At 41.7% G+C, this 26363-nt stretch carries 30 protein-coding genes and 1 tRNA gene; 10 read left to right on the top strand and 21 right to left on the bottom strand.

The features are described from left to right. Positions 1–32: 32 nt before the first annotated feature. The gene (locus V1502_RS06070; RefSeq protein ID WP_409253472.1) at positions 33–1085 is read right to left on the bottom strand and encodes a M42 family metallopeptidase; all 1053 of its coding nucleotides are present in this window, start codon (positions 1083–1085) and stop codon (positions 33–35) included. Positions 1086–1344: 259 nt separating this feature from the next. Here V1502_RS06070 and kynA point away from each other — a divergent pair, with 259 nt between their 5' ends. After that, positions 1345–2187, top strand: coding sequence for a tryptophan 2,3-dioxygenase (gene kynA / locus V1502_RS06065; protein ID WP_409253471.1), 843 nt, complete (start codon positions 1345–1347; stop codon positions 2185–2187). Positions 2188–2314: 127 nt separating this feature from the next. Here the strand turns inward: kynA and V1502_RS06060 are convergent. Further along, positions 2315–2386: transfer RNA gene (locus tag V1502_RS06060), tRNA-Val, on the bottom strand. A 153-nt stretch (positions 2387–2539) separates the two neighbouring features. On the opposite strand from V1502_RS06060, the gene V1502_RS06055 reads away from it, so the two are divergent. Further along, a complete protein-coding gene (locus V1502_RS06055) occupies positions 2540–2770 on the top strand; it encodes a hypothetical protein (protein ID WP_409253470.1) in 231 nt (76 codons plus the stop codon). A gap of 39 nt (positions 2771–2809) precedes the next feature. On the opposite strand, the gene V1502_RS06050 is transcribed toward V1502_RS06055, so the two are convergent. Then, positions 2810–3364 (bottom strand): phosphatidylglycerophosphatase A, encoded by a 555-nt coding sequence (locus V1502_RS06050; protein WP_409253469.1) that lies wholly within the window; start codon positions 3362–3364, stop codon positions 2810–2812. Between the two features lie 248 nt (positions 3365–3612). Here V1502_RS06050 and V1502_RS06045 point away from each other — a divergent pair, with 248 nt between their 5' ends. The 4 genes from V1502_RS06045 (at position 3613) to V1502_RS06030 (ending at position 6439) form a co-directional block, all read left to right on the top strand. Beyond that, the gene (locus V1502_RS06045; RefSeq protein WP_409253468.1) at positions 3613–4338 is read left to right on the top strand and encodes an alpha/beta hydrolase; all 726 of its coding nucleotides are present in this window, start codon (positions 3613–3615) and stop codon (positions 4336–4338) included. Between the two features lie 341 nt (positions 4339–4679). Next, positions 4680–5195 carry a YjcG family protein gene (locus V1502_RS06040; RefSeq protein WP_409253467.1) on the top strand — a complete coding sequence of 172 codons (516 nt, stop codon included), beginning with the start codon at positions 4680–4682 and terminating at the stop codon, positions 5193–5195. A gap of 12 nt (positions 5196–5207) precedes the next feature. After that, entirely contained in the window at positions 5208–5627 is a 420-nt protein-coding gene (locus tag V1502_RS06035) for a GNAT family N-acetyltransferase (RefSeq protein WP_409254293.1), read from the top strand. A 125-nt stretch (positions 5628–5752) separates the two neighbouring features. Next, positions 5753–6439 carry a DUF421 domain-containing protein gene (locus tag V1502_RS06030; protein ID WP_409253466.1) on the top strand — a complete coding sequence of 229 codons (687 nt, stop codon included), beginning with the start codon at positions 5753–5755 and terminating at the stop codon, positions 6437–6439. A 1016-nt stretch (positions 6440–7455) separates the two neighbouring features. Here the strand turns inward: V1502_RS06030 and V1502_RS06025 are convergent. From V1502_RS06025 to V1502_RS05980, 10 genes are all read right to left on the bottom strand, one after another. Beyond that, positions 7456–8349 (bottom strand): MBL fold metallo-hydrolase, encoded by an 894-nt coding sequence (locus V1502_RS06025; protein ID WP_409253465.1) that lies wholly within the window; start codon positions 8347–8349, stop codon positions 7456–7458. Between the two features lie 24 nt (positions 8350–8373). Beyond that, positions 8374–8646: a hypothetical protein gene (locus V1502_RS06020; RefSeq protein WP_409253464.1), complete on the bottom strand. Its 273-nt coding sequence runs from the start codon at positions 8644–8646 to the stop codon at positions 8374–8376. A gap of 348 nt (positions 8647–8994) precedes the next feature. Continuing rightward, a complete protein-coding gene (locus tag V1502_RS06015) occupies positions 8995–9258 on the bottom strand; it encodes a stage VI sporulation protein F (protein ID WP_409253463.1) in 264 nt (87 codons plus the stop codon). A 150-nt stretch (positions 9259–9408) separates the two neighbouring features. Beyond that, positions 9409–9522: a YjcZ family sporulation protein gene (locus V1502_RS06010; protein ID WP_409253462.1), complete on the bottom strand. Its 114-nt coding sequence runs from the start codon at positions 9520–9522 to the stop codon at positions 9409–9411. A 72-nt stretch (positions 9523–9594) separates the two neighbouring features. Beyond that, the gene (locus tag V1502_RS06005) at positions 9595–10287 is read right to left on the bottom strand and encodes a DUF421 domain-containing protein (protein ID WP_409253461.1); all 693 of its coding nucleotides are present in this window, start codon (positions 10285–10287) and stop codon (positions 9595–9597) included. Positions 10288–10293: 6 nt separating this feature from the next. Continuing rightward, entirely contained in the window at positions 10294–10650 is a 357-nt protein-coding gene (gene spoVAE / locus V1502_RS06000; RefSeq protein ID WP_409253460.1) for a stage V sporulation protein AE, read from the bottom strand. Positions 10651–10674: 24 nt separating this feature from the next. After that, a complete protein-coding gene (gene spoVAD, locus V1502_RS05995; RefSeq protein ID WP_409253459.1) occupies positions 10675–11691 on the bottom strand; it encodes a stage V sporulation protein AD in 1017 nt (338 codons plus the stop codon). Then, positions 11691–12161: a stage V sporulation protein AC gene (spoVAC, locus tag V1502_RS05990; RefSeq protein WP_409253458.1), complete on the bottom strand. Its 471-nt coding sequence runs from the start codon at positions 12159–12161 to the stop codon at positions 11691–11693. The genes spoVAD and spoVAC overlap by 1 nt, the downstream gene beginning before the upstream one ends. Positions 12162–12174: 13 nt before the next feature. After that, positions 12175–12645: a sporulation protein gene (locus V1502_RS05985; protein WP_409253457.1), complete on the bottom strand. Its 471-nt coding sequence runs from the start codon at positions 12643–12645 to the stop codon at positions 12175–12177. Between the two features lie 436 nt (positions 12646–13081). Next, a complete protein-coding gene (locus V1502_RS05980; RefSeq protein ID WP_409253456.1) occupies positions 13082–13435 on the bottom strand; it encodes a DUF1360 domain-containing protein in 354 nt (117 codons plus the stop codon). Between the two features lie 160 nt (positions 13436–13595). Between V1502_RS05980 and V1502_RS05975 the strand changes: the two genes are divergently transcribed. Next, positions 13596–14093 (top strand): CotY/CotZ family spore coat protein, encoded by a 498-nt coding sequence (locus tag V1502_RS05975; protein WP_409253455.1) that lies wholly within the window; start codon positions 13596–13598, stop codon positions 14091–14093. A gap of 53 nt (positions 14094–14146) precedes the next feature. Here the strand turns inward: V1502_RS05975 and V1502_RS05970 are convergent, their stop codons facing one another. The 4 genes from V1502_RS05970 to mgtE form a co-directional block, all read right to left on the bottom strand. Next, complete coding sequence (locus V1502_RS05970) at positions 14147–14704, bottom strand: CotO family spore coat protein (protein WP_409253454.1); 558 nt, start codon at positions 14702–14704, stop codon at positions 14147–14149. A gap of 677 nt (positions 14705–15381) precedes the next feature. Next, positions 15382–16158: an enoyl-ACP reductase FabI gene (gene fabI / locus V1502_RS05965; protein WP_409253453.1), complete on the bottom strand. Its 777-nt coding sequence runs from the start codon at positions 16156–16158 to the stop codon at positions 15382–15384. A gap of 406 nt (positions 16159–16564) precedes the next feature. Further along, the gene (locus tag V1502_RS05960) at positions 16565–18427 is read right to left on the bottom strand and encodes a monovalent cation:proton antiporter family protein (RefSeq protein ID WP_409253452.1); all 1863 of its coding nucleotides are present in this window, start codon (positions 18425–18427) and stop codon (positions 16565–16567) included. A 16-nt stretch (positions 18428–18443) separates the two neighbouring features. Next, entirely contained in the window at positions 18444–19820 is a 1377-nt protein-coding gene (mgtE, locus tag V1502_RS05955) for a magnesium transporter (protein ID WP_409253451.1), read from the bottom strand. Positions 19821–20680: 860 nt separating this feature from the next. Here mgtE and prpE point away from each other — a divergent pair. Beyond that, positions 20681–21427 (top strand): bis(5'-nucleosyl)-tetraphosphatase PrpE, encoded by a 747-nt coding sequence (gene prpE, locus V1502_RS05950; protein WP_409253450.1) that lies wholly within the window; start codon positions 20681–20683, stop codon positions 21425–21427. Between the two features lie 313 nt (positions 21428–21740). Here the strand turns inward: prpE and V1502_RS05945 are convergent, their stop codons facing one another. The 4 genes from V1502_RS05945 to V1502_RS05930 all read right to left on the bottom strand — a co-directional run bounded on the left by V1502_RS05945 (position 21741) and on the right by V1502_RS05930 (position 24659). After that, positions 21741–22625 (bottom strand): RluA family pseudouridine synthase, encoded by an 885-nt coding sequence (locus V1502_RS05945; protein WP_409253449.1) that lies wholly within the window; start codon positions 22623–22625, stop codon positions 21741–21743. Positions 22626–22634: 9 nt separating this feature from the next. Then, positions 22635–23432: an NAD kinase gene (locus V1502_RS05940; protein ID WP_409253448.1), complete on the bottom strand. Its 798-nt coding sequence runs from the start codon at positions 23430–23432 to the stop codon at positions 22635–22637. 53 nt (positions 23433–23485) lie between these two features. Further along, positions 23486–24136, bottom strand: a complete 651-nt coding sequence (locus V1502_RS05935; RefSeq protein ID WP_409253447.1) for a GTP pyrophosphokinase family protein — start codon at positions 24134–24136, stop codon at positions 23486–23488. Between the two features lie 145 nt (positions 24137–24281). Further along, complete coding sequence (locus V1502_RS05930) at positions 24282–24659, bottom strand: hypothetical protein (RefSeq protein ID WP_409253446.1); 378 nt, start codon at positions 24657–24659, stop codon at positions 24282–24284. Between the two features lie 151 nt (positions 24660–24810). Between V1502_RS05930 and V1502_RS05925 the strand changes: the two genes are divergently transcribed. After that, positions 24811–25389, top strand: a complete 579-nt coding sequence (locus V1502_RS05925; RefSeq protein WP_409253445.1) for a CYTH domain-containing protein — start codon at positions 24811–24813, stop codon at positions 25387–25389. 27 nt (positions 25390–25416) lie between these two features. Further along, positions 25417–26076: a lytic transglycosylase domain-containing protein gene (locus V1502_RS05920; protein ID WP_409253444.1), complete on the top strand. Its 660-nt coding sequence runs from the start codon at positions 25417–25419 to the stop codon at positions 26074–26076. The last annotated feature ends 287 nt before the right edge of the window (positions 26077–26363 follow it).

Genomic DNA, 26363 nt, shown 5'->3' with positions numbered 1-26363 from the left:
GTAAACGATTGGCTGCTTTTCATATAAGCCTTCTACTCCACCATTTGTGACTGTACGTAATGGAATAGAAGTTTTTCAGTGTTATACAGGGAAGTTTCATGTGTTCTTTCGTATGCATGTGAAGCATCGATTCCGGCACCGACGAGTCCATGAACGATATCATGACCTGCACGGATGGCTGCAGAAGCGTCAGAACCATAATAAGGATAGATATCCACCTTGTAGTCGATTCCATTCTCTTTAGCAAGGCTCACCAAATGCTTTCTTAACCCAAAGTGGTAAGGACCGCTTGAATCTTTGGCACAGATAGAAACAGTATACTCATCCGAGGATTGCCCGTCTCCCAGTGCTCCCATATCCACCGCCAGGTATTCTACGGTCTCAGGGGTAATGTTCGAGTTACCTCCGTATCCGATCTCCTCATTATTGGAAATAAGAAAATGAGTTGTATACGGCAGTGTAATTCCGTCTTCTTTCACCTTTTTGATCAATTGCAGCAGCATCCCTACACTTGCCTTGTCGTCCAAATGCCTGGATTTAATGTAGCCGCTTTCGGTGATTTCTGCACGGGGGTCAAAAGATACAAAATCTCCCACTTCAATTCCAAGCTCCCTTACTTCCCCTGGATTTGTAACCCGGGCATCGATACGGACCTCGATATTCGTATCATCACGCTTGGCTTCTCCAGCATTTTTGTACACATGGACAGATGTCTGGTGCATGAGAATCGTTCCCGTAAAGGTTTTTCCAGAAGAAGTTTCAATTGTACAATACTCACCTTCTACAGCATTCCAGCGAAAGCCGCCGATCATGGACAACTTCAAGCGCCCATCAGCTTTAATGTCTTTAACCATCGCTCCCAGTGTATCCACGTGTGCAGTCAACATACGGTGTCGGCTGTCATCCTGTCCGGGTATGGTGACAATCAGGCCGCCTTTTCTGTTTCTGTACATCTCATAGCCTGTTTCTTGTAGATAGTCCTCCACGAAAGAAATAATTGTGTTCGTGTTACCGGAAGGACTCGGAATAGAAACGAGCTGCTTGATAAGTTCCATCGTATTCTTTGTATTCGGATATGTATTCATATTGCCATTCTCCTTTCCCCTTTTGTTTCATTATAGCTTAAATAGGAATCTGCATAAATCTGCAGGTCTCCATCCTTCCTAACTCCTTGAGATTTAACACTTATAAAGCTCCACCCTGTCAGACTCCATACTCTTCTAGAAACGAACATTGTTTTCGTGCTGCGGTCCAATTAATTTGCGGTAAATGGAGGAATTTGACCATTTGAATCGAAGTTTGTATATGAGCTGACACAGTTTTAAAATTCAGGAGGGAAAATACATGGGGGAAAATAAGCAACCGGACATATTCGATAAAGATATACATACCGACTTTTTAGAAAAAATGACTTACGGGGACTATTTACAACTGGATTCTCTCCTCTCAAGTCAAAAAAGACTTTCGGGGCACCATGACGAGATGCTCTTCATCGTCATTCACCAGGTTAGCGAATTGTGGATGAAGTTGATACTACATGAACTTGAAGCGAGCATCAGCCTTATTCAAAAGGGAGATCTTTCCCCGGCTTTTAAAATGCTGGCAAGGGTGTCAAAAATACAATCGCAAATCATTCAGGCATGGGATGTTCTTTCCACGTTGACACCATCGGAATATATGGAGTTCAGGGAAGAGCTTGGACAGGCTTCCGGTTTCCAATCTTATCAATACCGTATGATTGAATTTATGCTTGGCTATAAAACAAAACATGTTCTGGAAATCTATAAAAAGGATGACCGCCTTCATCAGGAACTGCTCCAGGCTTACAAAAAGCCAAGCATTTATGATGCATCCATCCTGGCATTATCCAAGGCAGGATTAGCTATACCGGAAGAGATTTTGAACAGGGATTTTACCACTGCCTATGAGTTTCATCAACCTGTTGAAGATGCCTGGATTGCCGTATACAAGGATGTTGAGCAATATTGGGACCTTTACGAACTGGCTGAAAAACTCATTGATATTGAAGACTGGCTGCAGCAATGGCGGTTCAGGCATATGAAAACCGTCGAAAGAATCATCGGTCATAAGAAAGGCACAGGAGGTTCTTCCGGTGTCGGTTACCTCAAAAAGGTCCTTGATCACAGGTTCTTCCCGGAACTTTGGGATGTTCGTACAAAATTATAAAACTTACGCAGAGGTAAGTCAGAAGGTAATAGCTCAAGAAGAGATTTCTCTCTACTTGAGCTATTACGTTAAACTAAATTAAGCGCAAAAAAGCACTGCTTTATATAAAGCAGTGCTTTTTCAGGTATGATCTGAGAGGGATTCGAACCCCCGACCCCATCCCTGTCAAGGATGTATTCTCCCGCTGAACTATCAGATCAAGGCATGAATTGTTTGTCAGTTACATATTCTATTATAAAAGATATTGGCGGCTTGTCAATACTCCAGAGGATTTTTTTAAAAGCAAACGAATAAAAGAACGAATGTTCGCACATAATGGTAGTATGGTCATCCTGTAAAGGAGGAACTTCTTTTGGAAAGAACCTTAAGAAAAGCCTGGCATAACAAAACTCCTATTCAGATCATCTATAAAAATGAGGAAGATCATTTCACCAAACGAACCATTCTTATTACTAAAATGGAACACGAACATATTCATGCTTATTGTTATTTACGACAGCATTTCCGGACATTCAGGAAACAAAATATTTTTGCCGCATTTCCTGCCACTAAATATAATGATCAACAGGGTCTTTCATCCTAATAAATATCCCCCGGCTACACATATTCCGGGGGATTTCGTTCATCCTATGATTTCCTCTTCATCATGGGCCTTTATTTCCTCGTCAGTGAATTGTTCTTCTTCATCACGGAGCCGATGGGCAATCCTTGACGCAGCATTAGCCGCAATGCTTGCGACCATATCATCAAGGAATGTATGGACACCTTTTCCATTTTTAGTATCCAGTTCACGAATGACTCCAATCTTATTTTTGTCCAGATGACCAAATGTAGTTACTGCGATACTTCCATATCCTAGGGCTGCGCCGAGGGCAATGGTTTCATCGACCCCGAACAGACCTTCATCTGACTCCACAATGGATTGAAGCGGTTCAGACAGCTGTTTGTTCTCCGCAAGGATATCAAGCTCTATTCCTACCAGGATCGCATGTTGAATTTCTCTTTTAAGCAAGACCTTCTCAACACTTTCTATACAATCTGCCATCTCAAGTTCAGGATGGTAAGGATATTGCATTTGAAAAACGATATCTGCTATATCTTCTACGGAAACTCCCCTATCCTCCAATTTCTGCTTGGCAGCATATGTAACATCTTTGGAATGTATGATTTTAGACATTATATCCCTCCTAAGTTTGCAAAGGCTTTTTTTCACATTATACGGATAATTCACTCAATGTGAAACTATTAGCTCTTCTACTATTCTCTAATATGACTTTCTTAAAACCTGTCTGTTTAAATCCTATTCTTGTGAGCGGTTGCAGGGATTTTGGAAATCAAGTGTGTTACAATCTGTTTTGGAAGGCTTTTCGCATCAGCGGAAACGCTAAAATTGACCCAGCACAATCTAAAATTGGAGGTATATGAATGTCTGCTTCTAGAGGAACAATCAATGAAATCAGCCTCTTCAGTAAAGAACTGAATGAAGAAATAACTATGCTTGTGTATTTACCCCCATCCTATTCACCCTTATATAAGTATTCATTAGTGATTTGCCAGGATGGAAAGGACTACTTCCAACTGGGCAGGATCCCACGGGTTGCTGATGAATTGATCGGCAATCAGGAAATTGAAAATATGATCATTGTCGGCATTCCTTACGAGGATGTTCATGACCGCAGAAGAAAATATCATCCGGATGGAGATCAAAATGCCGCCTATATTCGCTTCTTGGCCCATGAATTGGTCCCATATCTGGATGAAGAATATCCGGTCTACCACATGGGAATGGGAAGGGCGCTGGTAGGAGATTCCCTTGGTGCCTCGGTTTCTTTGTTGACCGCTTTGAAATATCCAAATATGTTTGGAAAGGTCATACTGCAATCACCTTTTGTTAACGAAAGAGTCATTGAGGCAGTAAAAAGGAATCCACAGCCACATCTCCTTGATATCTACCATATCATTGGTAAAGGGGAGACTGAGGTTAAGACGACCAATGGGGAAACTGCTGACTTCCTGACTCCGAACAGAGAGCTTCATGAAGTATTCAAACAAGAAAACTTCAACACTTTTTACGATGAGTTTGATGGCGACCATACTTGGAAGTACTGGCAGCCTGACCTGAAGCGTGCCTTAAAGCATATGTTCTCATAGGACGTTTAAAAGTTTGGCATAATAATGGTGAAAACTCAGTTTTTGGCTCATTCGTGAGAAACCCTCAGGTTTCTCACGCTTTTCAGCTATGCTGAAAAGTTGCCTTGTGCATAATACCATGGGAGCAAATGAATTTGCTCCCATGGTATTATGCACAAGGCGAAAATGAGCCAAAAACCACAAGGATTCTATTTAAAAACGCTTCAAGACTCTTATCAAACCTGCGCTATAAGAAAACCACCTTTCGCTCTAGTTAATTTCATCTTTTTTTGTGCTATAATAACTGATATATTTAATTATTTTGAATATAATGAACTTCACGAACCAAGGAGGTAACATTTATGAATTATGGTGTCGTTATTTTTCCATCTAAATCTCTTCAGGATAAGGCCAACGCTTACCGGAAGCGGTACGATCCCCATTATGCTTTGATTACACCCCACTTGACTCTTAAGAATGTATTTTCAGCAGATGACAGTGAAATTAAAGATATTGCCGGCAAGCTGAGAGAGATCGCCAAAATGTATGATCCATTTAATATGAAAGTGTACAAAATCAGTTCCTTTCAGCCTGTGAATAATGTTATCTACTTTAAAGTGGAGCCGACCCCGGAACTGGAGGGCCTGCATAATGATATGCATTCCCCTGAATTCAATGGACAGGAGCCGGAATATGCATTCGTTCCGCATATCACGGTTGCCCAGAATCTATCAGACGATGAACACTCTGATGTATTTGGATCTCTCCGCATGTTAGGGATCGATCATGAAGAAACTGTGGACCGTTTCCATCTGCTTTATCAACTTGAAAATGGCTCGTGGACAGTATATGAAACATTCCGCTTAGGAAAGGAATAAGATGCTTTGAAAATGATTATGGCCAAGACCGATCAAGAACTGCAGGATGCTATGCAAGTTCGTAAAGAAGTATTTGTCGGTGAACAAAACGTACCTATGGAAGAAGAAATAGATGAATTTGAGAATGCATCCGATCATTTCGTCTTATATGATGAAGGGGAACCAGTCGGCGCAGGAAGGTTTCGAATGAAGGAAGGCCTGGGAAAAGTGGAACGAATCTGCGTCCTGTCCCGCACACGCGGCAAAGGCGCAGGAAAACAGATCATGACTTACATTGAAGAACACGCCCGCAACAAAGAGATTCCTGCCTTGATCCTGAATGCCCAGACACATGCTATTCCTTTTTATGAAAGTCTTGGTTACTCTGTCACCTCTGAAGAGTTCCTTGATGCCGGGATCCCCCATAAATCGATGAAGAAAATATTGAAATAATTTAACCGCCTCCCGGAGATCCGGCAGGCGGTTTTTTTGTTATTCTTTTGTGAATAATGAATAAAACTCCGTCCCTTTGTTGAGAATGGATTTATACTTTCATCTTTCAATATAGGAGAACCGTTATGGATTTTTTAGCTATCGCATCAGAACTTATAGTGGGCTTTGCCGCATTGTTAATATTGACTAAAGTACTGGGTAAGACGCAGATCTCCCAGATAACCCCCTTCGATTTCATTTCTGCCATCATTCTAGGGGAATTAGTAGGGAATGCCTTATATGATGATAAAGGCGGCGTAATAGAGATTCTTTTTGCCATCTCCCTGTGGGGCGGGTTGATTTATTTCACGGAATTCCTTACCCAACGTTCCCTTCGAGTCAGACATCTGCTGGAAAATACTCCGTCCATAATCATCAGAAAAGGACAAATTCAATTTGATGCACTTAAAAAGAATCATCTTGACTTAAATCAGTTGCAGCAACTGTTAAGAGCAAAGGATATTTTTTCTGTACGGGAATGTGAATATGCCATTTTAGAAACGGATGGCAGCTTGAGTGTAATCAAAAAACCAAAATTTGCAGCTGTTCAAAAGCAAGACATCAATCTCCCACCATCTTCAGCCAGTATCCCCATTTCAGTGATAATGGATGGGCAGGTTATTTACGACAACTTAAAGATGATTAATGTTGACCAAGAATGGTTGTTAAGTGAATTAAAAAAGAAGGGATTCACATCTGCAAAGGAAGTGCTGTTTGGTGAGTGGCAAGAGGGCGAGGAATTGTTGCTTCAAGGTTACAAGACTGCCACCTGACAGATCAGGGAATAGAAAATAACTAGAGGCAATTCCTACCGGCTAAAACCTTGCAGCAATAGAAAAATGGCTGGAGACTTATGTTTATTCTCTCGGTAATGCCCCGGGTGCCTGGTTACATTTCGGGGGACGTAAAGGCTTAACGTATACAAAGGTAGGCTGTATTCCTATAGATTGTTGATATCGGAAAAATCCAAAATTCTAAATCCCCCCGGTACAAAGACTTATCAAATCGAACAGGGGGATGTTTGTAAATTATGACCATATCACTTGAACTTCCTATTAAATAGAAAAAAGTTATAGAAAAGAGCCAAAAGGTAAAAATTAATCCCAAACAAAGAAAACCACTTCGGCTAACGGGTTTTGTTGTCGAGTGCTAATTTTACACACAAATTAGCAGTCTTATTCGCAACTGAATTAGACTGCTTCTTTTTGTTAATGTATATAGAGGTTAATAAAATTCACGCTAAATCCGCCCTGAATGTTGAACCTCTAACATGGTGTCATACATTTTTATCAGCCTGAAGATCGCAAGCCGGTTGTTATTCCTATTGGTGTGCTCTAAATGATACTAACTAGCAGGAAGTGTGATTTTTGAGAGGCATATCCTGAATTGTAATAACCTCTGATTGATTAAATAAGGGAAGGTTTTCCCCTTATCCTGCAGAATAGGGCTAGGTCGGGGGATATAAGGGAAGTTTTTACCGTTAAGGTACAGTATTATTGCCCATTTTCATGCTTTTGGAGTAAATAGGGGAAATATTTCCCTCTATTTACTCTATTTTTCGAGATAATTCCACAATAAGAGGAATTTCTCCCCTTATTTTGTTAGCTTATTTTATGGAAATTAGTGTTTACTTGGAAATCGCTAACCAATGTTTATCTTGGTATAAAAAATGCTGGAGCATATGCTTCAAGCATTTTTCTTCAGGTTGTTTATCAAATTCCTTTTAAATTTTGGTTCGGGTTATTCATATTTTATACTTCCAAACAGAACCTGTTACCCTTCGGCCTTTTTAGACAGAAATATATATCTTATTACCTTCAACCTTCACTTTTAGAAATCCATCATTTATTAGCTTGGTGATATAGGCCGTAAAACTTGTGCGATACAACAAGAACTGTCCAAGTGAACTGGACTGTATCCTGTTTTCATCAAGGAATTTTTTCAGCAAATCATCAAAGCTTACCATTCCAGAGTGAGTTTCGACTATTCCTGTAATCTGCTTCATTAAGTTCAGGTGTACACGGATATTCGCTTGGAGGGTTTCGATTAAATTCTCCTCAAAATCACCGTGGCCTGGAACGGCTCCCGCTATAGGAAGCTCCTTTACCTTTTCAAGGGTTTCTATGGTTTTTTCAGCGTCTATAATGAACGGTATAGTGTGCTTATTTAATGCTTCCTGCCCAAAGTAAGCATCCGCAGCAAATAATACATCATCATATAGAACCCCTGCTTGTCCGATGGAATGTCCCGGAAGATCAAGGATTTCCACATGGAGAGGTCCGATGTCCTGTACGCCCGCAGGGATTACTTCGTCAATCTCCACAGGCTTTCCTTCCAGAAACTTATTTCTTAATTCCTTTAGGGGATAAGCGCCGTTCCATAAATACACCGGCTCAAGTATAGGATTTTCCATGAGGGCTTTCTCCATCTGAGGAGCAAGCAGCTTAACCCCCCGCTTCTTTTTCAAATATGATGCACCGCCAAAATGGTCTGTATGTGCGTGTGTGACTATACAATAATCCAAAGGCAGATTTTCCTGATCGAGGACTTTCAAAACCTTTTTGATTGATGTGTCATCAATCCCAGTATCAATGAGCAGCCCGGTGCCGTCTTTCAATATGTACCCAATATTGACAGCAGCAGAAAAGTAGTACGTGTTTTCATTAAGTTTTATCAACTTCATGGGAAATACATCCTTTCCATTTCCCTATATATATTCGTTAATGTACTTCCCTTTTCCTGTAATATCCGCTAAAAATTCAGGTGAAACAGCTGCACCTTTCGAGATTTCCTTGCGGTATTTTGCTGTTTTGACTTTTGAATCATCCTTCCCTACATTATCATTTTGGTCCTGATCTTTATTTACCAGCGGCTGAATCCGATTGACCGGCATAAAGGTGAAAGGATCATAATCCTTGTTTGCTTCACGTTCAGCATACTGCATATATTGATAATGCGGCACCGGTGCAATATAGCCCATACTATCCACCTCGTTTTTTATTGTTAATTCCCCGTCCGGTAAAACGTAAACACTCTTTATTAATTACTATTAAATACGTTATTAAATATGAGATTGAGTCGGTTGAAAAAAAATAAGCCTGTATTCGTATTGATTGTTGTTATCGAAAAAAATCCAAAGGGCCGGATTTTCCCTCGGGTACAGGGTGATTAGCTCTTTTCTTTCTTGATTACCAGGGTGATTTCTGTAAACTTCGGCTATATCTCTTGAGCTTTACAATAAATAGCAAAAAAGTTTTAGGAAAGAGCCAAATAAAATAAACCATCAGGCCGCTCCTCTTAATGGAGTAATCCCAATGGTTAAGCCCAACTATTGTTTGCCGTTGTTAATCATTTGCGAAATGGTTCCAAAGTCCAGCTGCTTTCCATCGTTAACGATTGAGTTGACAATCTTATCTTCCGTCTCTTTATTGACAGGCTTGTTGGCAATCTGAGAAACACGCTGAATGACACCCCGAACTGTTTTTTCATCTTTGAAATTTGCATTTTGGAGTGAACTCGCCAATTCCAACACATCATTCATGTTGACTCCGGTTTTCTTCTCAATATTCTTAAAGAAGTTATTGTTATTCATTGGGTAAACGCCTCCTTTACAGCTAATATATTGTATGAGGCGCCCTCTATTTGGTGCATGGTTCAGGAAGGCGAAAAGGTTAATCGATACCTTTATGAAGAGTGGATATATGAAAAAAGCAGATTCACTTTGAACCTGCTTTTCAGCGGATTAACAGAAGCTTGCACCTACGATGATCAAAAGAATAAACAGAACGACAATTAAAACGAATGTCGAACCGTATCGGTATCCTGGATAACCGCAGCCATATCCATATCCATACATCGCTATCACCTCTCTTTACACTTGGATGCTCTAGTATATGTAGAGGTGATTACCTATGGTTGGGCTGCAGATTCATCTCGTTCCAGTCCAGTCATATAAATCGATCGTTAATTTGCCAGAAGAATCAGCCTGTGCAAGAAAAACATTATCAAGGCGGATTTTCCTTTGCTTCAGCTGCTGAAAAAGCCACTCTTCTGAAAACCCTGCTTTATTAAGGCCTTCCACATCGATTTTTCCGTCATTGACCACCGACTGAATCGGCATGACCTTGGCATAATGCTGAAAAAAATCCTCATACAGGAGAGGCTGTTTCTCCTTCTTAGGAAGAACACTTAATTCCCCATTCGTATCAAGGGAAGCATATTCCACATCAGATGCCCGGAAAATATTCTTTTTTCTTAGTTGTTCAAGCAGTTCATCAGTAGAGATCTTTTCCCGCTTGAGAGCCTCCTCAATGATATTTCCGTCTTCAATGAATACAGTCGGAGTTCCTTCAACGAAGTGTCTGAATTTCACACTTTTAAGCGAAATGAATGAAAAAATGAATGGCACGGAAAACCAGAGAAGTATACTCATTAACCCTTCCATCAGTTTCAGGTCAAGATCCATTGAAAGTGTTCCGGCGATACTTCCTACTGTAATACCGGTGATGTATTCGTAAAAAGATAACTGTGAAAGCTGCTTCTTCCCGAGAAGTTTTGTAATACAAAATAAAGCGATGAGTATGAACAGGCTTCTTAGGGCTACTTCGAAATATTCAGCCACAAATCCTCACCCTTTCGGCTTGAAGATCAATGCTCCGATAAACCCGAATATGATTGCAGCTGAGATACCAGAGCTGGTCACTTCAAACATCCCCGTCAATACTCCTACCAAGCCATGCTGATCCGCTTCCTGCATTGCTCCCTGCACCAGCGCGTTTCCAAATGAAGTGATTGGAATGGTGGCACCGGCTCCAGCAAAGTCAATCAATGGTTCATATAAACCAAAACCAGCCAATACAGCCCCAATCACGACCAGCAAACTCAATGTATGAGCAGGTGTCAATTTGGCGATATCAAATAACAGCTGGCCAATTACGCATATCCCTCCACCTATCACAAATGCCCAAAAAAACATAGCCAACATAGGCTGCCCCTCCTTTCAGTAGAATTATATATATTCGATGGAAACTGCATGGGCTATACACGGAATTGTTTCGCCCTGCTGGAATGTCAATGGGGACAAAAGCGCTCCGGTAGCCACCATCAAGATTTTCTTATAAACGCCCTTCTTCATTTGATTAAGCAAATGGCCATATAATACTGTAGCCGAACATCCGGGCCCGCTTGCACCTGACTGCACAGGCTGGTCCTGGCCGTAAATAAGCAACCCGCAATCCTGGAACTGACTCTCTTTCAGGCTGATCCCTTTTAGTTGAAGCAATTCCTGCGCAGTTTTACGCCCAATTCTAGCTAAGTCCCCGGTAATGATTAAATCATAGTAGGATGGATCTCTCCCCAAATCGTTAAAGTGTGCCGTAATCGTATCAGCTGCTGCCGGAGCCATGGCCCCTCCCATATTAAATGGATCGGTCAGCCCCATATCAATGACCTTCCCGACTGTAGCGGATGTCACTCGAGGCATGGGGGCAGTCTCCGAACTGTTTTTACCCACTACCGAATATCCTGCGCCTGTGACCGTCCATTGTGCAGTAGGCGGTTTCTGGCCTCCATACTCTGTTGGATAACGAAACTGCTTTTCAACTGCTGAGTTATGGCTTGAAGCCCCTGTGACGACATAATTGGCCCCTCCGGTGTCCACTAAGTAGGATGCTAAAGCAAGTCCTTCCATTGAAGTGGAACAAGCCCCAAAAAGTCCAAGATAGGGAATCGCATTTGTTCTTGCGGCAAATGATGACGGAGTGATTTGATTGATTAAATCTCCTGAAAGAAAGAATTGTATTTTATCTTCCTGAAGTCCACCTTTTTCAACGGCCAGTTTCACTGCATCTTCAATCATCAGCCGATTGGCTTTTTCATAAGTTTCTTCTCCCATCCAGAGGTCATCATAGAACCGGTCGAAATCCTCTGACAGCCTTCCCTTCTTTTCAAAAGGACCGCCTACTACTCCAGTAGAGATAATGGAAGGTTGATTCTGAAATTGCCAAGATTGATTTCCCTTTAACATTAAATAACCCCCCATTTAATAAGCAGCGTTTTGATCAATGCTATTACAAAGGCAGAAAATACCCCGAAGACAATAACCGAACCTGCCAGCTTGAAGATATTTCCCCCGACCCCAAGTACAAGGCCCTCAGTCCGATGTTCAATGGCAGCAGATATGACAGCATTTCCAAACCCCGTTACCGGCACAGCACTCCCCGCGCCTGCAAATTGCCCAAGATGGTCGTATAACCCAAACCCTGTCAAAAGCATTGAGAAAAACACCATAGTTGCCACTGTCGGATTACCCGCAGTCTGTTCAGTAAAATTAAAGAAATAAATATAAAAGTAGGTTACCGCCTGTCCGATCAAACAAATGAGACCCCCTACAAAAAAAGCTTTAACACAGTTGATCAGCACCGGTCTTTTCGTTTCATGCTTCTGTTCAAGCTGTTCATACTGTTTCTGCTGCGGAGTTTTTTGTTTCTTTCCCATGACTATCTCCTTTCTAGGTTAGCTCTTCTTTAAGCTTAATGATTTCTTGAAATCTCTCTTCTGCTTCTTTATTGGATATATGCTTTTCATCAATCTTTTCTTTCAGCCTTACTGTTTCCAAAAAGATTTTATAGTCACTAGATACGATGAATTCTTCATCAGGAAATTTCTTCTCCAATTTCTTTTTCATCTTTTTTTCAATCTTTTTCATATGAAAACGGTGTGTATGTTTCACTTTGTAGGAAACCAATATTTCCTTTTTGCCTTCTATGACTGCGACATCATAAAGTTCTTGAAGCTTTGCTATTTCCTTTTTTACAGCATGTCCGATACTGTCGGTTTCCGGATTTTCCACCAATTCTATAGGCGGAGGGTCTGTGACCTTAATCAATGCGCCCCTGCTGTCGTCCCCTTCTTCCTTATTAACCGCACAGCCTGGAAGAAGGAGAATTATCATCAATAATCTCAACAAATATTTGCTCATATTATCCCCTCTGTTTTTCAGAAAATATGTCTGTACAGCAAAACCATTTCATCAAACATGGATGGAAAATGATTCTGCCTTACAGCAATCGTATATCTATTTTCTACTACTGTTGTTTATTTTATGAATAAAAAAAGGACCGGCCCTCCTCCTTCAACTGCATGAGTTGACTGATGGCCAATCCTTCTTAACTTTATTAACAAAAACTTACAGAAGATATTATGTTGATTTTGTTTTTCTATTTTTGCCGCAGCCGCAGCCTTTTTTCTTTTTGACAGGTTGTGCAGGTTTCACTTTTGATGCAGATTTCTTCATCATCATACTCAACCTCCTTAAATGATGGAAAAATTCAGATTGCACAAATACTGATTTTCAAACAAGCCAAAATATACCTGTAATATTTATATGCAGTATTTCTAACGCTTGTTCTCCTCATTTAAGAAATCCACTTTTGTATGAATGTTTCTAATATGGACGCAATCCCGGCTGCTGCCATGATGACAATGAGCGGCTCGGCGGCGACGGGGAAGAAAATATAAAGCCCATAAAGTCCCGCAGCTGACCAAATTCCCGTGCACCAGTGACAGCTGAGCAGCTCACCGATCCATCCCTTGACCTTTCCTTTCTTTGGTACTAAATAAATCTCGCTATTGCCAGCCTCGTCCATCTCCTCCACTTCATCGAAAAAAGGAGCTCTCAGAAATTCAGTGATTTTGTCGTAAACGATCAGATGAGTAAGCCGGAAAACGGCCAAACCCATTACTGTCAATTGAAATAAAGTGAGTTCCACGTACGATACTCCTTTACAAGTAGATTCTTGCCCAATTAGGATTGGACAGCTGGCTTATAGCCTATTTTGGCGAAAAAAGGGCTATTATCCGTAACTTAAACTCCTTGGCTACAATATGTTATTAGTGTAGCGATAAACAATTTAAAGGAGGATTTTCAATATGGGTTGTGGAAAAAGAGATGATGTAGGTGGAGTTTCTACTGATAACTGTGTATGTGAAGTAGTTCGCGCCATTAAAGATATTCAAGATGCTGCAGTAAACGATGATTGTTTAGATTGTACGACCAGCTGTTTCCTTGAACCGCTTGGTGATCTGAACAGTCCAGCTATGAGACGCCGCGCAGATACACGTGTATTCACTTTGACCAATAAAAACGGAGAATTGTTCAAAGCTCTGTTCAAACAACGTCACGGTGAATGTGATGCAAACTGTGTGTCCATTTACTTCCGCGTTGAAGAAATCTTTGATAACTGCTGTGCAACGTTGAGAGTTTTGGATCCTAACAAAGATATCGTAAATGACTACGGCAAATTGGATTTTAAACAAATTTGTAAAGTGGATGACTGGAAGAAAACAAACAACTGTATCACGGTTGATTTGAGCTGCTTCTGTGCAATTCAATGTATTGCCGACAGAGACCTTGACATCTGTGAATAATCTTAGGGAAGCCAGCCGGACCTCAATCCGGCCGGCTTTTTTCTATTGCCTTCTTATAACCCTATGATTTTAATGGCTTTCAAGGAGCTTCTGTTGACTTCGATTTCGTCGCCTTGAAAAGACTTGATTATCAGTGCATCTCCTTCAATCTTTAGCAGGATGCCTTTGTAACGTTCCTCTGCTGTGACAAATTCACAAGGAAATGGAGCTTTGCCGTTACTGTAGCCGGACAGATAAACAATCTTTTCATCAAGCTCCATTTCCCTGAAAGGTTTCAACGGTTTAAAGGAGAAAGACCTTTTTCTGTTCTCTGGTTCCCTGTCTTCTTTTTGCTCCGTTTTTATATCCTGCTCAGCTGCAATTTCCTCGTGTTTAACCTTTTTTGCAGGTTCTTCCCCATATAAAGACCCCAAATCATCTTCAAAGTAAGAACGTTTCTTTCTCTTAGGTTTGGTTTCTGCTGCAGTTTCAGCCGTTTTTTTCTCAACCGGTTTTGGTTGGGCATTTCTTGAAGAATATCGCTGCTGCATGTTGGCTTGTGTTTCCTTAAGTGCCGGCTGCTGAATATATAACAAAGGTGTTTTGGACCGGGTATTAGGATTCTTACTCATAGATCGCACCTCCCGAGGTTCATTCCTTTTACAATGTATGCAGTATTTGCCTAGAGGTTTCTAAAATATTTCCAATAATTTTAGAGCCTGCTTTTCCTTAAACCTTGTACAATATACCTCTCGGGGCTGCATAATCCGGCATACACCTTAGCTCGAGAAGGATTAGAACAAAAGTGCAAGCGCAATGATTGACCCCAAGGGAGTTGGGTCCTGAAGCTAGACATTGATCATACAGCTAATAGCTATCCAAAGAAGTGAACCTTTTTTGATTTCTTAAAATAAAAAAAGACCACCCTATTTTAAGTTAAGTAGTTCAGTTTTGGAGTGCAAAACTAAAAAAAGCAGTCCAAAACGGACTGCTTTTTTCTATAAAGTCGTAAAAAATCACATAACAAATCCATTTCACCAAGGGAAGAGAAAGGGGACTTAAAATAAGGGAAATTTCTTCCCTTATGATATGAACTCATGGTGCTTTTACTATTTTGGTCCTTGCTTCTATGGAGGAGGGAACGAAGGGCTTAATTTGAAGTTACGTTAATAAAAAATAGCATACGAATAATGGTGCAGATTCGTATGCTCAGAACTATGATTTTTAATGGTTTGTACCTCTAAAGTATTTTAGGATGGTCTTAAATTAATCCGGCCTAATGCACTGCAGCAGCCTTCCAACTTATAATTTAACCTAGTACGTGGTACCCGGAGTCCACATGAATATTTTCTCCAGTGATTCCGCGACTCATATCACTGAACAGGAATACCGCCGTATCCCCTACTTCTTCTTGTGTAGTATTTCTGCGTAATGGCGCTCTTTCTTCGATTTCTTTAAGAATCGTATTGAAGTCGCCTACCCCTTTGGCAGAAAGTGTTCTGATCGGTCCTGCAGAAATGGAATTAACACGAATTCCTGACTTTCCGAGATCACTTGCAAGATACTTAACACTCGCTTCCAGGGAGGCTTTTGCTACACCCATGACATTGTAGTTCTCGAGTACACGCTCACCGCCAAGGTATGTCAGTGTTACGATACTTCCGCCTTCAGCCATCAGGTCTTTTGCAGCTTTGGAAACGGCTGTAAGTGAATAAGAGCTAATATTGTGAGCCAGTAAAAAGCCGTCTCTTGTCGTATTCATGTAGTCCCCGGCTAGTTCCTCTTTTTTCGCAAAAGCGATACAGTGAGCGATACCATGAATAGTCCCTACTTCTTCTTTAATTGTTCCGAAACATTTTTCAATATCTTCATCACTTGTTACATCACACTGAAGGAAAAGGTTATCCTCGCTGCCTTCCAGTGTTCCTGCCAAATCTTTGACACTTTTTTCGAATCTTTCTCCCGCATATGTAAAAATCAATCGTGCCCCTGCTTGATGAAGGCTTCTTGCAATACCCCAAGCTATGCTTCGTTTGTTTGCTACACCCATCACAACATATGTTTTTCCCTGTAATGAAAGAGTCATATTAATCCTCCTATTAAATCGCTTAATTATTACATGTTATTAGTACCTGATACTAATTTTATCCCATTTACATCCGGAAAGAAAGAGATTAGAGCAAAAAAAAGATAGGAAATGCATTCTGCCTATCCAAGTTATGCCCAATTTTCATGAAGAAGAATCAATTGCCTCCCCATTTCTCCTTACTTAATAGTCTTACGGGATCAACTGTTGGTTTTTATACAGGCGTACGACTACCCGGGGCGGAAAGCATTTGCTAGTCTCTGAACAGCTATTATTCACCGCACGCCCAGAGTCAAGCACCTGGAGTGAAATCAATAGACCCATTCTCAAGTTTGCAATTTTCACTCCTCTTTATAACCTTTGTGACCACTTAAAAACCTCCTGCCCAATGGACAGGAGGTTTTTATCAACAATATTCACAGAATTCCAATTCTCTTTTCAGTTCGTCTACATATTCTTTCGACCCGGTGACGATCAACCGGTCATTCATATGAAGCTCAGTGTCACCATGCGGTACAATGGAATCTTTCCCTCTGAAGATCCGGACGAAGATAACATCCCCGGTGAACGGAAACTCCCTTAACGTCATGCCTTCAAACTGAATGTTCATCATCTTGATTTCATACAGTGAGGTTTCCTGGTTTGTGAAGATGTTCATGACGGAAGGAGATTCGATCAATGCCTTCAGCAATGCCTTTGTCGAAAGCATGACAGAGAACACTTCGATTCCCTGCTCTCTCAGCATTTCTTCAAGGTCCGGGCTTTCCACACGGACAATGACCCGTTCAACGCCGGCTTCCTTGGCCGCTATGGCGAGAGTCGCATTCTGTTCCTCATCTCCGGTGGACACCACAATGATATCTGTTTCAAATATATTGTTTTCCTCGATGACTTTAAGATCAAAACTTTCTATTTCATTAATCTCAAACAGTGAATCCGAGATATTCCGATTCGATTTGTCCTGCTTTGTATGGTAGAGAACAGGAACATAAAGGGCAGACTTCAGCTCCCTGGAAACAGGAAGTGTCATTTGATTCGCCCCTAAGAAAGCAACTTTGATTTGTTTTTCCTCTATAACCTCTTTAGGGAACAGCTTTTTAAATACAATAGGTGTGACTAAACATGTTATGACAGCAACCAAAATCAGAGTACCACTCATTTGGGCCGTAATGATTTCCATACGCTCCGCGATTTTGGCAGCGGCAATAACTAATGACAGAGTGGATGTCAATAGGAATGCTGACGCAATCGTCGTTTTGTTATCATACCACTTTCTAAGCAGATACACCGGGATTAGCTTCGATAACAGGAATGCCAGCATCAGCAATGGAATCAATATGAGCATTTTCGGGTCGCTGAGGAGTGACCAAAGCTCTAACTCAACTCCGACCATCACAAAGAAAATCGGAATCAGGAACCCGTATCCAAAAGAATCTAATCGATGGACCATTTCCTGGTTAGGTGAAAGCAGGGAAACCAGCACACCTGCAAGGAATGCTCCCAGGATATTCTCCGCACCAACTGATTCGGATACAGCCACCAAAAGGATGATCAGCGTAAAAATAGCCCTTGTTCCGATTTGGGTCGTCCCTGTAGAAAGTGTCTTCATCAATTGATTATTCTTGAATCGCTTAGCCAGGAAGTATAGAAGAACTCCGGCACCAAACAACAGCAGCAGAAGCCACATGTTGCCGTGGCCTTCTCCATAAAGGGAGACAAATACGGCCAGCAGGATCATCGTCACCAAATCGGCAATGACGGCTACCAGCAATATGATCTGCCCTATGCCGCTCTTCATGATGTGCGCTTCCTTTAATGTAGGAACCACGACTCCAAGGGAGATGGTAGAGATGATCAATGTCATTAAAAATGCATTATCAATCAAACCGGCTAAAACGAATAAGTAGGATAATGCCAGCGAAACGAAAAAGATTCCTGCAAAAATCATCATGGAAACCTTCAGCCTGTTCGGCTCAGGTTTTCCACTCGGCAGGACCTCTTTCTTTTTCCCACTGCTTGAAAAAGCAGAAAAATCAATCTCCAATCCACTTAAGAACATGAGAAAAATAAAGCCGAGCGTAGACAGTGTTTCAAGCCACATATCATAATGGACAAGGTCAAAACCGCTTCGTCCAAGAATCAAGCCGACTATGATTTCGGCAATTACAACAGGAATAAAATTAAGCTTCAGCCTGTGAAGCAAAATAGGTGTGATAAAAGCTGCAAGGATTACAATAACCAGTGAGGCCACTGATGCACCATGTTCCATGAGACTTCCCCCTTTTCTATACTAAGTAGTTCATAAATAGTGTTGCCATACCAAAATATATCATGATACTTATAATGTCATTAATGGTCGTGATGAAAGGCCCTGAAGCAACCGCCGGGTCAACCTTAAGTTTATGCATCAAAAGCGGTACAAGCGAGCCTGCGAGTGTTGCTACAATTAAGGAAACAAGTATTGAGATACCTACCAGGAATCCTAAAAACAATTGCCCTTTCCAAACGTATATGGTAATCATGACGACTATTCCACACACAGTCCCGGTGATCAGCCCGGTACCTGCTTCTCGGACCACAAGCTTCCACTTGCTCTCCTCTTCCAGGTCACCAGTTGCAATTCCTCGGACGGCCACTGCCAGTGCCTGTGTTCCTGTATTCCCAGCCATGCCGGCAATCAACGGAATAAACACTGCCAGGATCGCTACTTTATCCAGCGTGTCTTCAAAGCGACCGATCAAACTGGCTGTGAACATTCCAAGAAACAATAATGCAATCAGCCAGGGCAGCCTTTTTTTGGCAGCTGTAAATGGATTGCGGTCAACCGTGTCCATATCGGATATACCGGCAAGTTTGGAATAGTCATCTGAAGCTTCTTCGTCAATAACATCAATGATATCATCGACGGTAATGATTCCCAGTAAATGATTTTGGAAATCAACAACAGGCAAAGCCAGGAAATCATAATCACGCATTGTTCTGGCCACCGCTTCCTGGTCTTCCCCCACAGAGACGGATACTACACGGTCACTCATGACTTCGGCGATCATCGAATCATCATCACTGACAATTAGATCACGCAGGGAAATGACACCGGCCAGTCGTCTGTTCTCATCGACGACAAAAATATAATAAATCGTTTCTGCATTCGGGGCTTCATTTTTCAAGATGGTCATAGCCGAACGTACCGTCTGGTTTGCCGATATGGCGACAAACTCGGTTGTCATGATACTTCCGGCTGTGTATTCCTCATAATGGAGAAGCTCTTTGATTTCCTGGGCTGACTCATTATTCATGATGGTCAGGTAGCTTGCAACCTGATCTTTATCCAGCTCATTTAACACATCCACGGCATCATCGGCATACATGTTCGAAAGCATATCCGCCGCATACGACGGGTTCATTTCTGCAAGGATTTCCTGATATTCGGTATCATCCTTATCAAGGCTCTCGAATAACTCTGCCATTTCTTCCGGAGATAAATATTGATACATTTTTAATCGGAGCGAATCATCGATCCTTTCGAAAAATTTTGCTCTGTCATAGGAGTGAAGAGCTATGAACTCTTCACGGAATTTTTCCATTTCTTCATTCTGAAGGGCAGAGGTCAAGTAATCTTCGTCCAATTGAATTTCCCGTTTTTCTTGATTTTCTGCAGACATTGGCATACCCTCCTTGCTTGATTTTATTAGTGTTCACTTTATGTTTTCTAAAGGCTCTATTCTAAAATTTTGTTGCTATTTACTATTAAGTTCAAGAGATATGGCCAGAATTAACAGAAATTATCTTGGTCAACAAGAAAGGAGTTATTCACCCTTTTCAGAGAGAAAAGCCCTTGTACCCAAGGGGAATATCCGGCCCTTTGGATTTTTCCTATAGCAACAATCTATACGAAAACAGCTTTTCTAAAAGAGTGTTGCTTATAGACTAATCCTTCTTGCTGTTTTTATGACTCGTTGATTGGAGCGTAAGGTGTGCGATCTCCTGCGGGATTAGCGGGACGTCTAGTTCCAGCACCCAGCCCCTCGGGGTTAAATAACCCTAAGAGGAAAAAAGGAAAGGTCGCCTTTTTTTCTCTTAGGAACATTTACCTGTCGGGGCTTATCAGGGCGCTTCCACTTTTGATGACAGGTGAGACCCCGCAGGCGCAGCCGAGGAGGCTCACCGCCCGCCCCGCGGAGTCGCGCACCTGGAGCGGAAATCAACTATCTCATCTAAATAGTAACAATCTAAACGAAAAGAGCCTTAATTTTTATCTATGCCAGATGTATTATGAACTTAACAGTATACTTCCTTCATGAAAATAAAAAAAGCAAAGTGCTGTTTAAATTTATAATAAAGGAGAATTATTACTAAGAGGACTGTAAGAAAGCATCTAGTAAACGCCTTTTAAGAAATTATTTTATCAGAATAACTACAGCGGTCCTAATAATACTAGCAAATCTTTAAAAAATTGTCGCCTCAAAAATTTTCAAAAAGAAAAAAATCATGATGAAATCCATTCAGAAGAAAGGAGAGCCCCATGAAACTTGATATTATTGGAGACATCCATGGCTGTTATGCAGAATTTAAAGAGCTGACAATGAAGCTTGGATATCAGTGGGATTCCGGCATTCCAGTCCATCCGGAAGGACGGCTGCTTGGATTTGTCGGCGATCTGACGGACCGTGGTCCCGACTCATTGAAAGTGGTGGAAACTGTCTGGAAGCTTTTTAAAGAGAAGCTGGCCTATTATGTACCAGGCAACCATTGCAACAAGCTGTATCGATACTTTCTGGGCAATAACGTCAAGATTGTCCATGGGCTGGAAACAACAGTTGCAGAGCTAGGCAATCTTCCTGAGAAGGAAATTGAGAGGTATAAGGAGATGTTTATAGAGCTTTATGAAGAATCTCCCCTTTATCTGCAGCTTGATTCCGGTAAGTTGATCATTGCGCATGCAGGAATCAAAGAGGATCTTATAGGTAAGCAAAATAAAAAGGTCAAAACCTTTGTCCTTTATGGTGACATCACCGGAGAAACGAATGAAGATGGGACTCCCGTCAGAAGGGATTGGGCGTTCAATTACAAAGGAGAAGCCTATATAGTCTACGGACATACTCCATTTTCAGAAGTAAGAACGATCAACCGCACCTTCAACATTGATACGGGTGCCGTCTTTGGCGGAAAACTTTCTTCACTCTCCTATCCTGAAATGACAATTGAAAGCGTGAAGTCCAGCATGCCTTACGTCGCTGAAAAATTCAGGGATGTGAATCCAGGTAGATAAACTTCATTCTCAGAACAAAAGCGCATGCGACCTGACCAGATTCGCCAGGCCATGTATTTGACCTGGCCTGGCTGATAAAACAGGAAAAGGATCAAAGTAATTGATAGAGCCGGATTTTTCCTTTGGAGACAAAGGCTTTTTTCTCTGAACAAGGTGAATTAGCTCTTTTCTTCCTTGTTTATCAGGCTATTTCTGGTTAATTAAGCAGATATTTTTTTAAGTTGGTATTAAATAGCAACAAAGGTTACGAAAAGAGCCAATTAAAAACAGCCGGCTGCAATTTCCATCAGCACCGGCTGCTTTTGGTATGTACTTAAAGCAATCTCTTCATATCGACAGGCAGCGGGACCTGAAAATGCAATTGCTCACCTGTATTGGGATGTAAAAAAGAAAGAGAGCGACAATGCAGCGCCTGTCTGTCGATCTTATCGGGATTTCCCCCATACAGGCTGTCCCCGAGCAGCGGATGCCCCTTATAGGACATATGGACCCTGATCTGATGGGTTCTGCCTGTGTCCAAAGCAAGTCCGACATGGGCATAGCCTTCATATTGACGGAACACTCTGTAATGTGTAATGGCAGCTTTTCCATCTTCTCTTACTTCCCGCTCAATGATAGAAGTATCCTTCCTCCCGATTGGTTCGGTAATTTTCCCTTCCAGCACAGAAAAAGAACCTTCCGCAATAGCTTCATAGGACCTCTTAATTTCCCGCTTTTTCTGCTGCAGGCTCATCAGATGATGGATGTGCCGGTGCTTTGCAACCAATACCAGGCCGGATGTATCCCTGTCCAGCCTGGTGACAATATGAATGGCTGACTCAATTTTTTTCTGTCTGTAATACCCATAAATCCCATTTGCAAGGCTTCCATCAGGATGTTCCCTCGAAGGAATCGTGCTCATATATGGAGGTTTATTGATCACAAGTAGATCTTTATCTTCATAAATGATATCGAGTAAAATATCCTCTGGTTGTAATGTCGGACTTTTAGGCTCGGGTGGAAACAGGATTGAAAGATGATCTCCCTTCTGCAAGACATATCGAACAGTCACTTCCTGGTTGTTCACAGAGATTTTTCCGCCTGCAAATTTGATATCCGTCAACATCCGTTTCGAGATATTGTGCTTATTCAGGAACGTCTTGATATCGAGCCCCGACTCCTTCTCTGGAATACTCCAATCCATATGATACGAAATCATATATATGACTCAGTCTTCCGCGATAAAGGAGTCTCTGACCCTTTTCCAGAAAGGAAACGGCCTGAATCTCGCAAATCGAATTTTCTCATCGGCCACCCTGTATTGAATTGATTTTACATCTTTGTGCAGAAGTGTAAGATGATCGACTGTTATCATGAAGTCAGGTACATTTACAGGTTTCAGCATGCATGTATGATGTGCTGGTAAAATCAAGGGGGAACCGATTGTCCTGAACACACGATTATTGATCGAGGCCATTTCAGCCAGCTGGATGGCCTGAATCGAAGGATGCAGAATGGCACCATTCAATGCTTTATTATAAGCTGTACTCCCTGATGGAGTGGACAGGCACAACCCGTCGCCCCTGAACCGTTCAAAATGCTGACCCCTGATTTCCACATCCATAACCAATGTACCTTCGACACTTTTGACAGTCGATTCATTCAACCCTAAATATCTTGTTTCCTTTCCGCCATTCTGATAGCGGATGATCGTTTCAAGAAGGGGATACTCAATAATTTGATAAGGTGTCTTGGCGATAGCAATGACGAGCTTCTCAATCTCCTCAGGCACCCAGTCTGCATAGAAGCCGAGATGTCCCGTGTGCACCCCGACAAAGGCCGTCTTATCCAATCTGTTGCTGTAACGGTGAAACGCGTAAAGAAGCGTACCGTCACCGCCGACTGAAATGACGATATCAGGCTCTTCTTCATCGTATACAAGCTCAAAATCCTGCAGATATGTACGCATCTTATGCATAAGCGTATTTGACTTTGAATCTCCTTTTGACGTGATTGCAAATTTCATAACAGCTACACCCTTTTTTAGTTTCTAGTTCCCTATCCTCAAGGAGCAGAAACTCATTGCCCCTTCGTTTCGCGCCTTTTCTCTTCCTGTTCCTTCTTATTGGAGAAAAATCTTTGTGCTTCCTGAATTTCTTCCCTGATAAGAGACATTTCTTCATCGAGCCTGAATGCCGCTTCTGCTGCCCTCAGCAGCCTCGTCCTGATTTCCTCGGGAAATTGTCCGCGGTATTTATAATTTAGAGAATGCTCTATTGTCGCCCAAAAATTCATGGCAAGTGTCCTGATTTGAATTTCTGCCAGGATGATCTTTTCTTCATGGACGGTCTGTACTGGATATTCAATCACTACATGATAAGAACGGTAGCCGCTCGGTTTCTTATGTGAAATGTAGTCCCGCTCCTCAATGATGCGGAAATCATTCCTTGCTCTTAACAACTCGACCACAGCATGGATATCCTCCACGAATTGACACATCAGGCGGACACCGGCAATATCCTGCATCTCTGTCCCAATCTTCTCTAACGGTATACCTTTTTGAGTTGCTTTATCTAAAATGCTGGCTATAGGTTTTACCCTGCCTGTAACAAATTCAATGGGAGAGTGGGCCCGCTCCAGTTCATAGAGCCCTCTCATCCCTTTAAGTTTAATTTTCAGCTCATCTACTGCCTGTTTGTATGGCCCAAGAAACTGATTCCAATGATTCATATGTTCACCTCTTAATCAAAAGCTTATCAATATTAAGCTTCAAAGCTCTTATCAGGAATTGAGCTCATTTCCTGTTCGATTTCAATGCTTACTCATTTTCCCTTTTTGAATCAGCGGCATCCACTCGTTCGCCGCTTTTCGTTTTTTATGCTTTTTCCAAGAAGACAGCTTCTACTTTTTTGACCATGTCTTCCCCATAATTACTGTTGCCTTCAATGTTTTCAATCAGGAAATCCAATTCTTCGTGAAGACCCTCCAGTAGAAAATGCTCCTCTCCCAGATCAGCCACGACAGGCAGCTTTTGGTCAAATGCCTCTTTCAAAGCTGACCAGCACTCTTCCTGAATATGTATAAATACATAGTCTTCTTGTGATTCTGCAAAATAAACAAACGAAAAATTATCCGAATCGACGAGAACCTGCCCGGCAGGCTTTAAATTGGTTTCCTCCGCTTTTTCACTGCTATGTAAAACCAGTTTGTCTCCCAAGAGTTCAGCCTTGGTTAAGTGTATTTTTTTTCTCATAAGATGTATGGTTCCCCTTTCAATGCTTTATGCCTATTATTTTAACACATATAAGGGGTATTCTTCTAAAGAAGAAGAGAGGATAGCAAAAGTGACATTAAACAATCTATGTTAAACTTGTGATGGAAATATAAGAGAGAGGATGAAGAGTATGCCGGAAGAAATTGAAATAGAATATAAAAACCTGCTGACAAAAGAAGAGTTTCAGCGACTCAAGAGCCGATTCTCTTTAACTGAAGGTGACTTCTCGCTTCAAAAAAACCATTATTTTGATACTCATTCAAATGAATTGAAAGAATTGCATTGTGCATTACGAATCAGAGAAAAGAAGGGGCGCTTTGAGTTCACCCTGAAACAACCTGCAGAGGAAGGGCTGCTGGAAACAAACCAGCCTATAACTGAGGAGGAAACACGCTCAATGCTCCAACAAGGGCTCATTCCTGAAGGGGAAGTTGCGGACGCCCTGCAAAATCTTGGTATAAATAAGAATAACCTCCGCCATTTCGGGACTTTATCTACCAGCAGGGCCGAGACCGGGTATAAAGATGGATTAATGGTGCTGGATTATAGTTTCTATTTAAACAATGAGGATTATGAGTTAGAATATGAAGTGAAAGAGAGTAATAAAGGAAGAGAAATTTTCTACAATTTCCTGGAATCTATGGACATCCCCACCCGTCCTGCCGATAATAAAATCAAAAGATTCCTAAAAGCCGCAAATTCAAACTGACAATTCTGCTAAAGGAGATACAAGGAAATGAACGTGCAAGTGTTAAAAACCATGATTGAACTGCAGGCACTCCAAGGCTTGGGTTCAAAATCTGCCCAGCCAGGTTCAGGTGCAGGCAGCCCTTCGATGTTCCAGCAGATGCTGAATGAGACTCTCGCCAGCCAATTGAATGAGCAGCCATATCAAGCAAGATTAGGTTCAGTAAGCCAAATGATTCCTAATTTGAATACAGGCAACTATTTGATGAGTAAAAGTGCGGCATCCTTTTTTAACCCTGCTGCATCAGTTGCCAAAGCTGAAACTGCGGTTCCAAGCTCTTTTGACCAAATCATCAACAGGGCAGCAGAGAAATACAATCTTCCTAAAAAGCTGATCAGGGCTGTCATCAGCCAGGAGTCAAGCTTCAACCCTGATGCGGTCAGCCATGCCGGCGCGTCCGGCTTAATGCAGTTAATGCCCGCAACAGCCAGGAGTCTTGGCGTAACAGATGTATTTGATCCAGAGCAAAATGTTTTCGCAGGCACCAAGTACCTTAGGCAAATGATGGATAAATATAATGGCAACCTTGAGCTTGCCCTCGCAGCTTACAATGCAGGTCCGGGAAATGTTGATAAATATAATGGCATCCCTCCATTCAAAGAGACGATGCAATATGTCCGGAAAGTGTCCAGCAATTACTTTGCATAAGTCACCTTAAATAGTTCAGATAAGTAACCGTTTACCAAAAGTGAGCGGTTTTTTTGTGCAGAATAAAAAACGGGCGGTCAAAAAGAAATCCCAGTGACAAAAAAAGATTCTTTTACCGGCCTGCTCAACAAACAAGGAGCGGCCGATTGAACCTGTTCGGATATTTGGGCACAAACTGTCTATCCGCCTGGTTAGTTATCATGCGAGGATTTCCAAAGAGGTACAGTAAACCTATAGATACGAGTCATTTATCGGGCCAGATACCCCTCTCATTAACCCACCTATAC

Source organism: Rossellomorea sedimentorum, assembly GCF_046237645.1.
Taxonomy (GTDB): domain Bacteria; phylum Bacillota; class Bacilli; order Bacillales; family Bacillaceae_B; genus Rossellomorea; species Rossellomorea sedimentorum.
The sequence above is the reverse complement of the archived record's forward strand: the minus strand, read 5'-3'. Positions and strand labels throughout refer to the sequence as shown.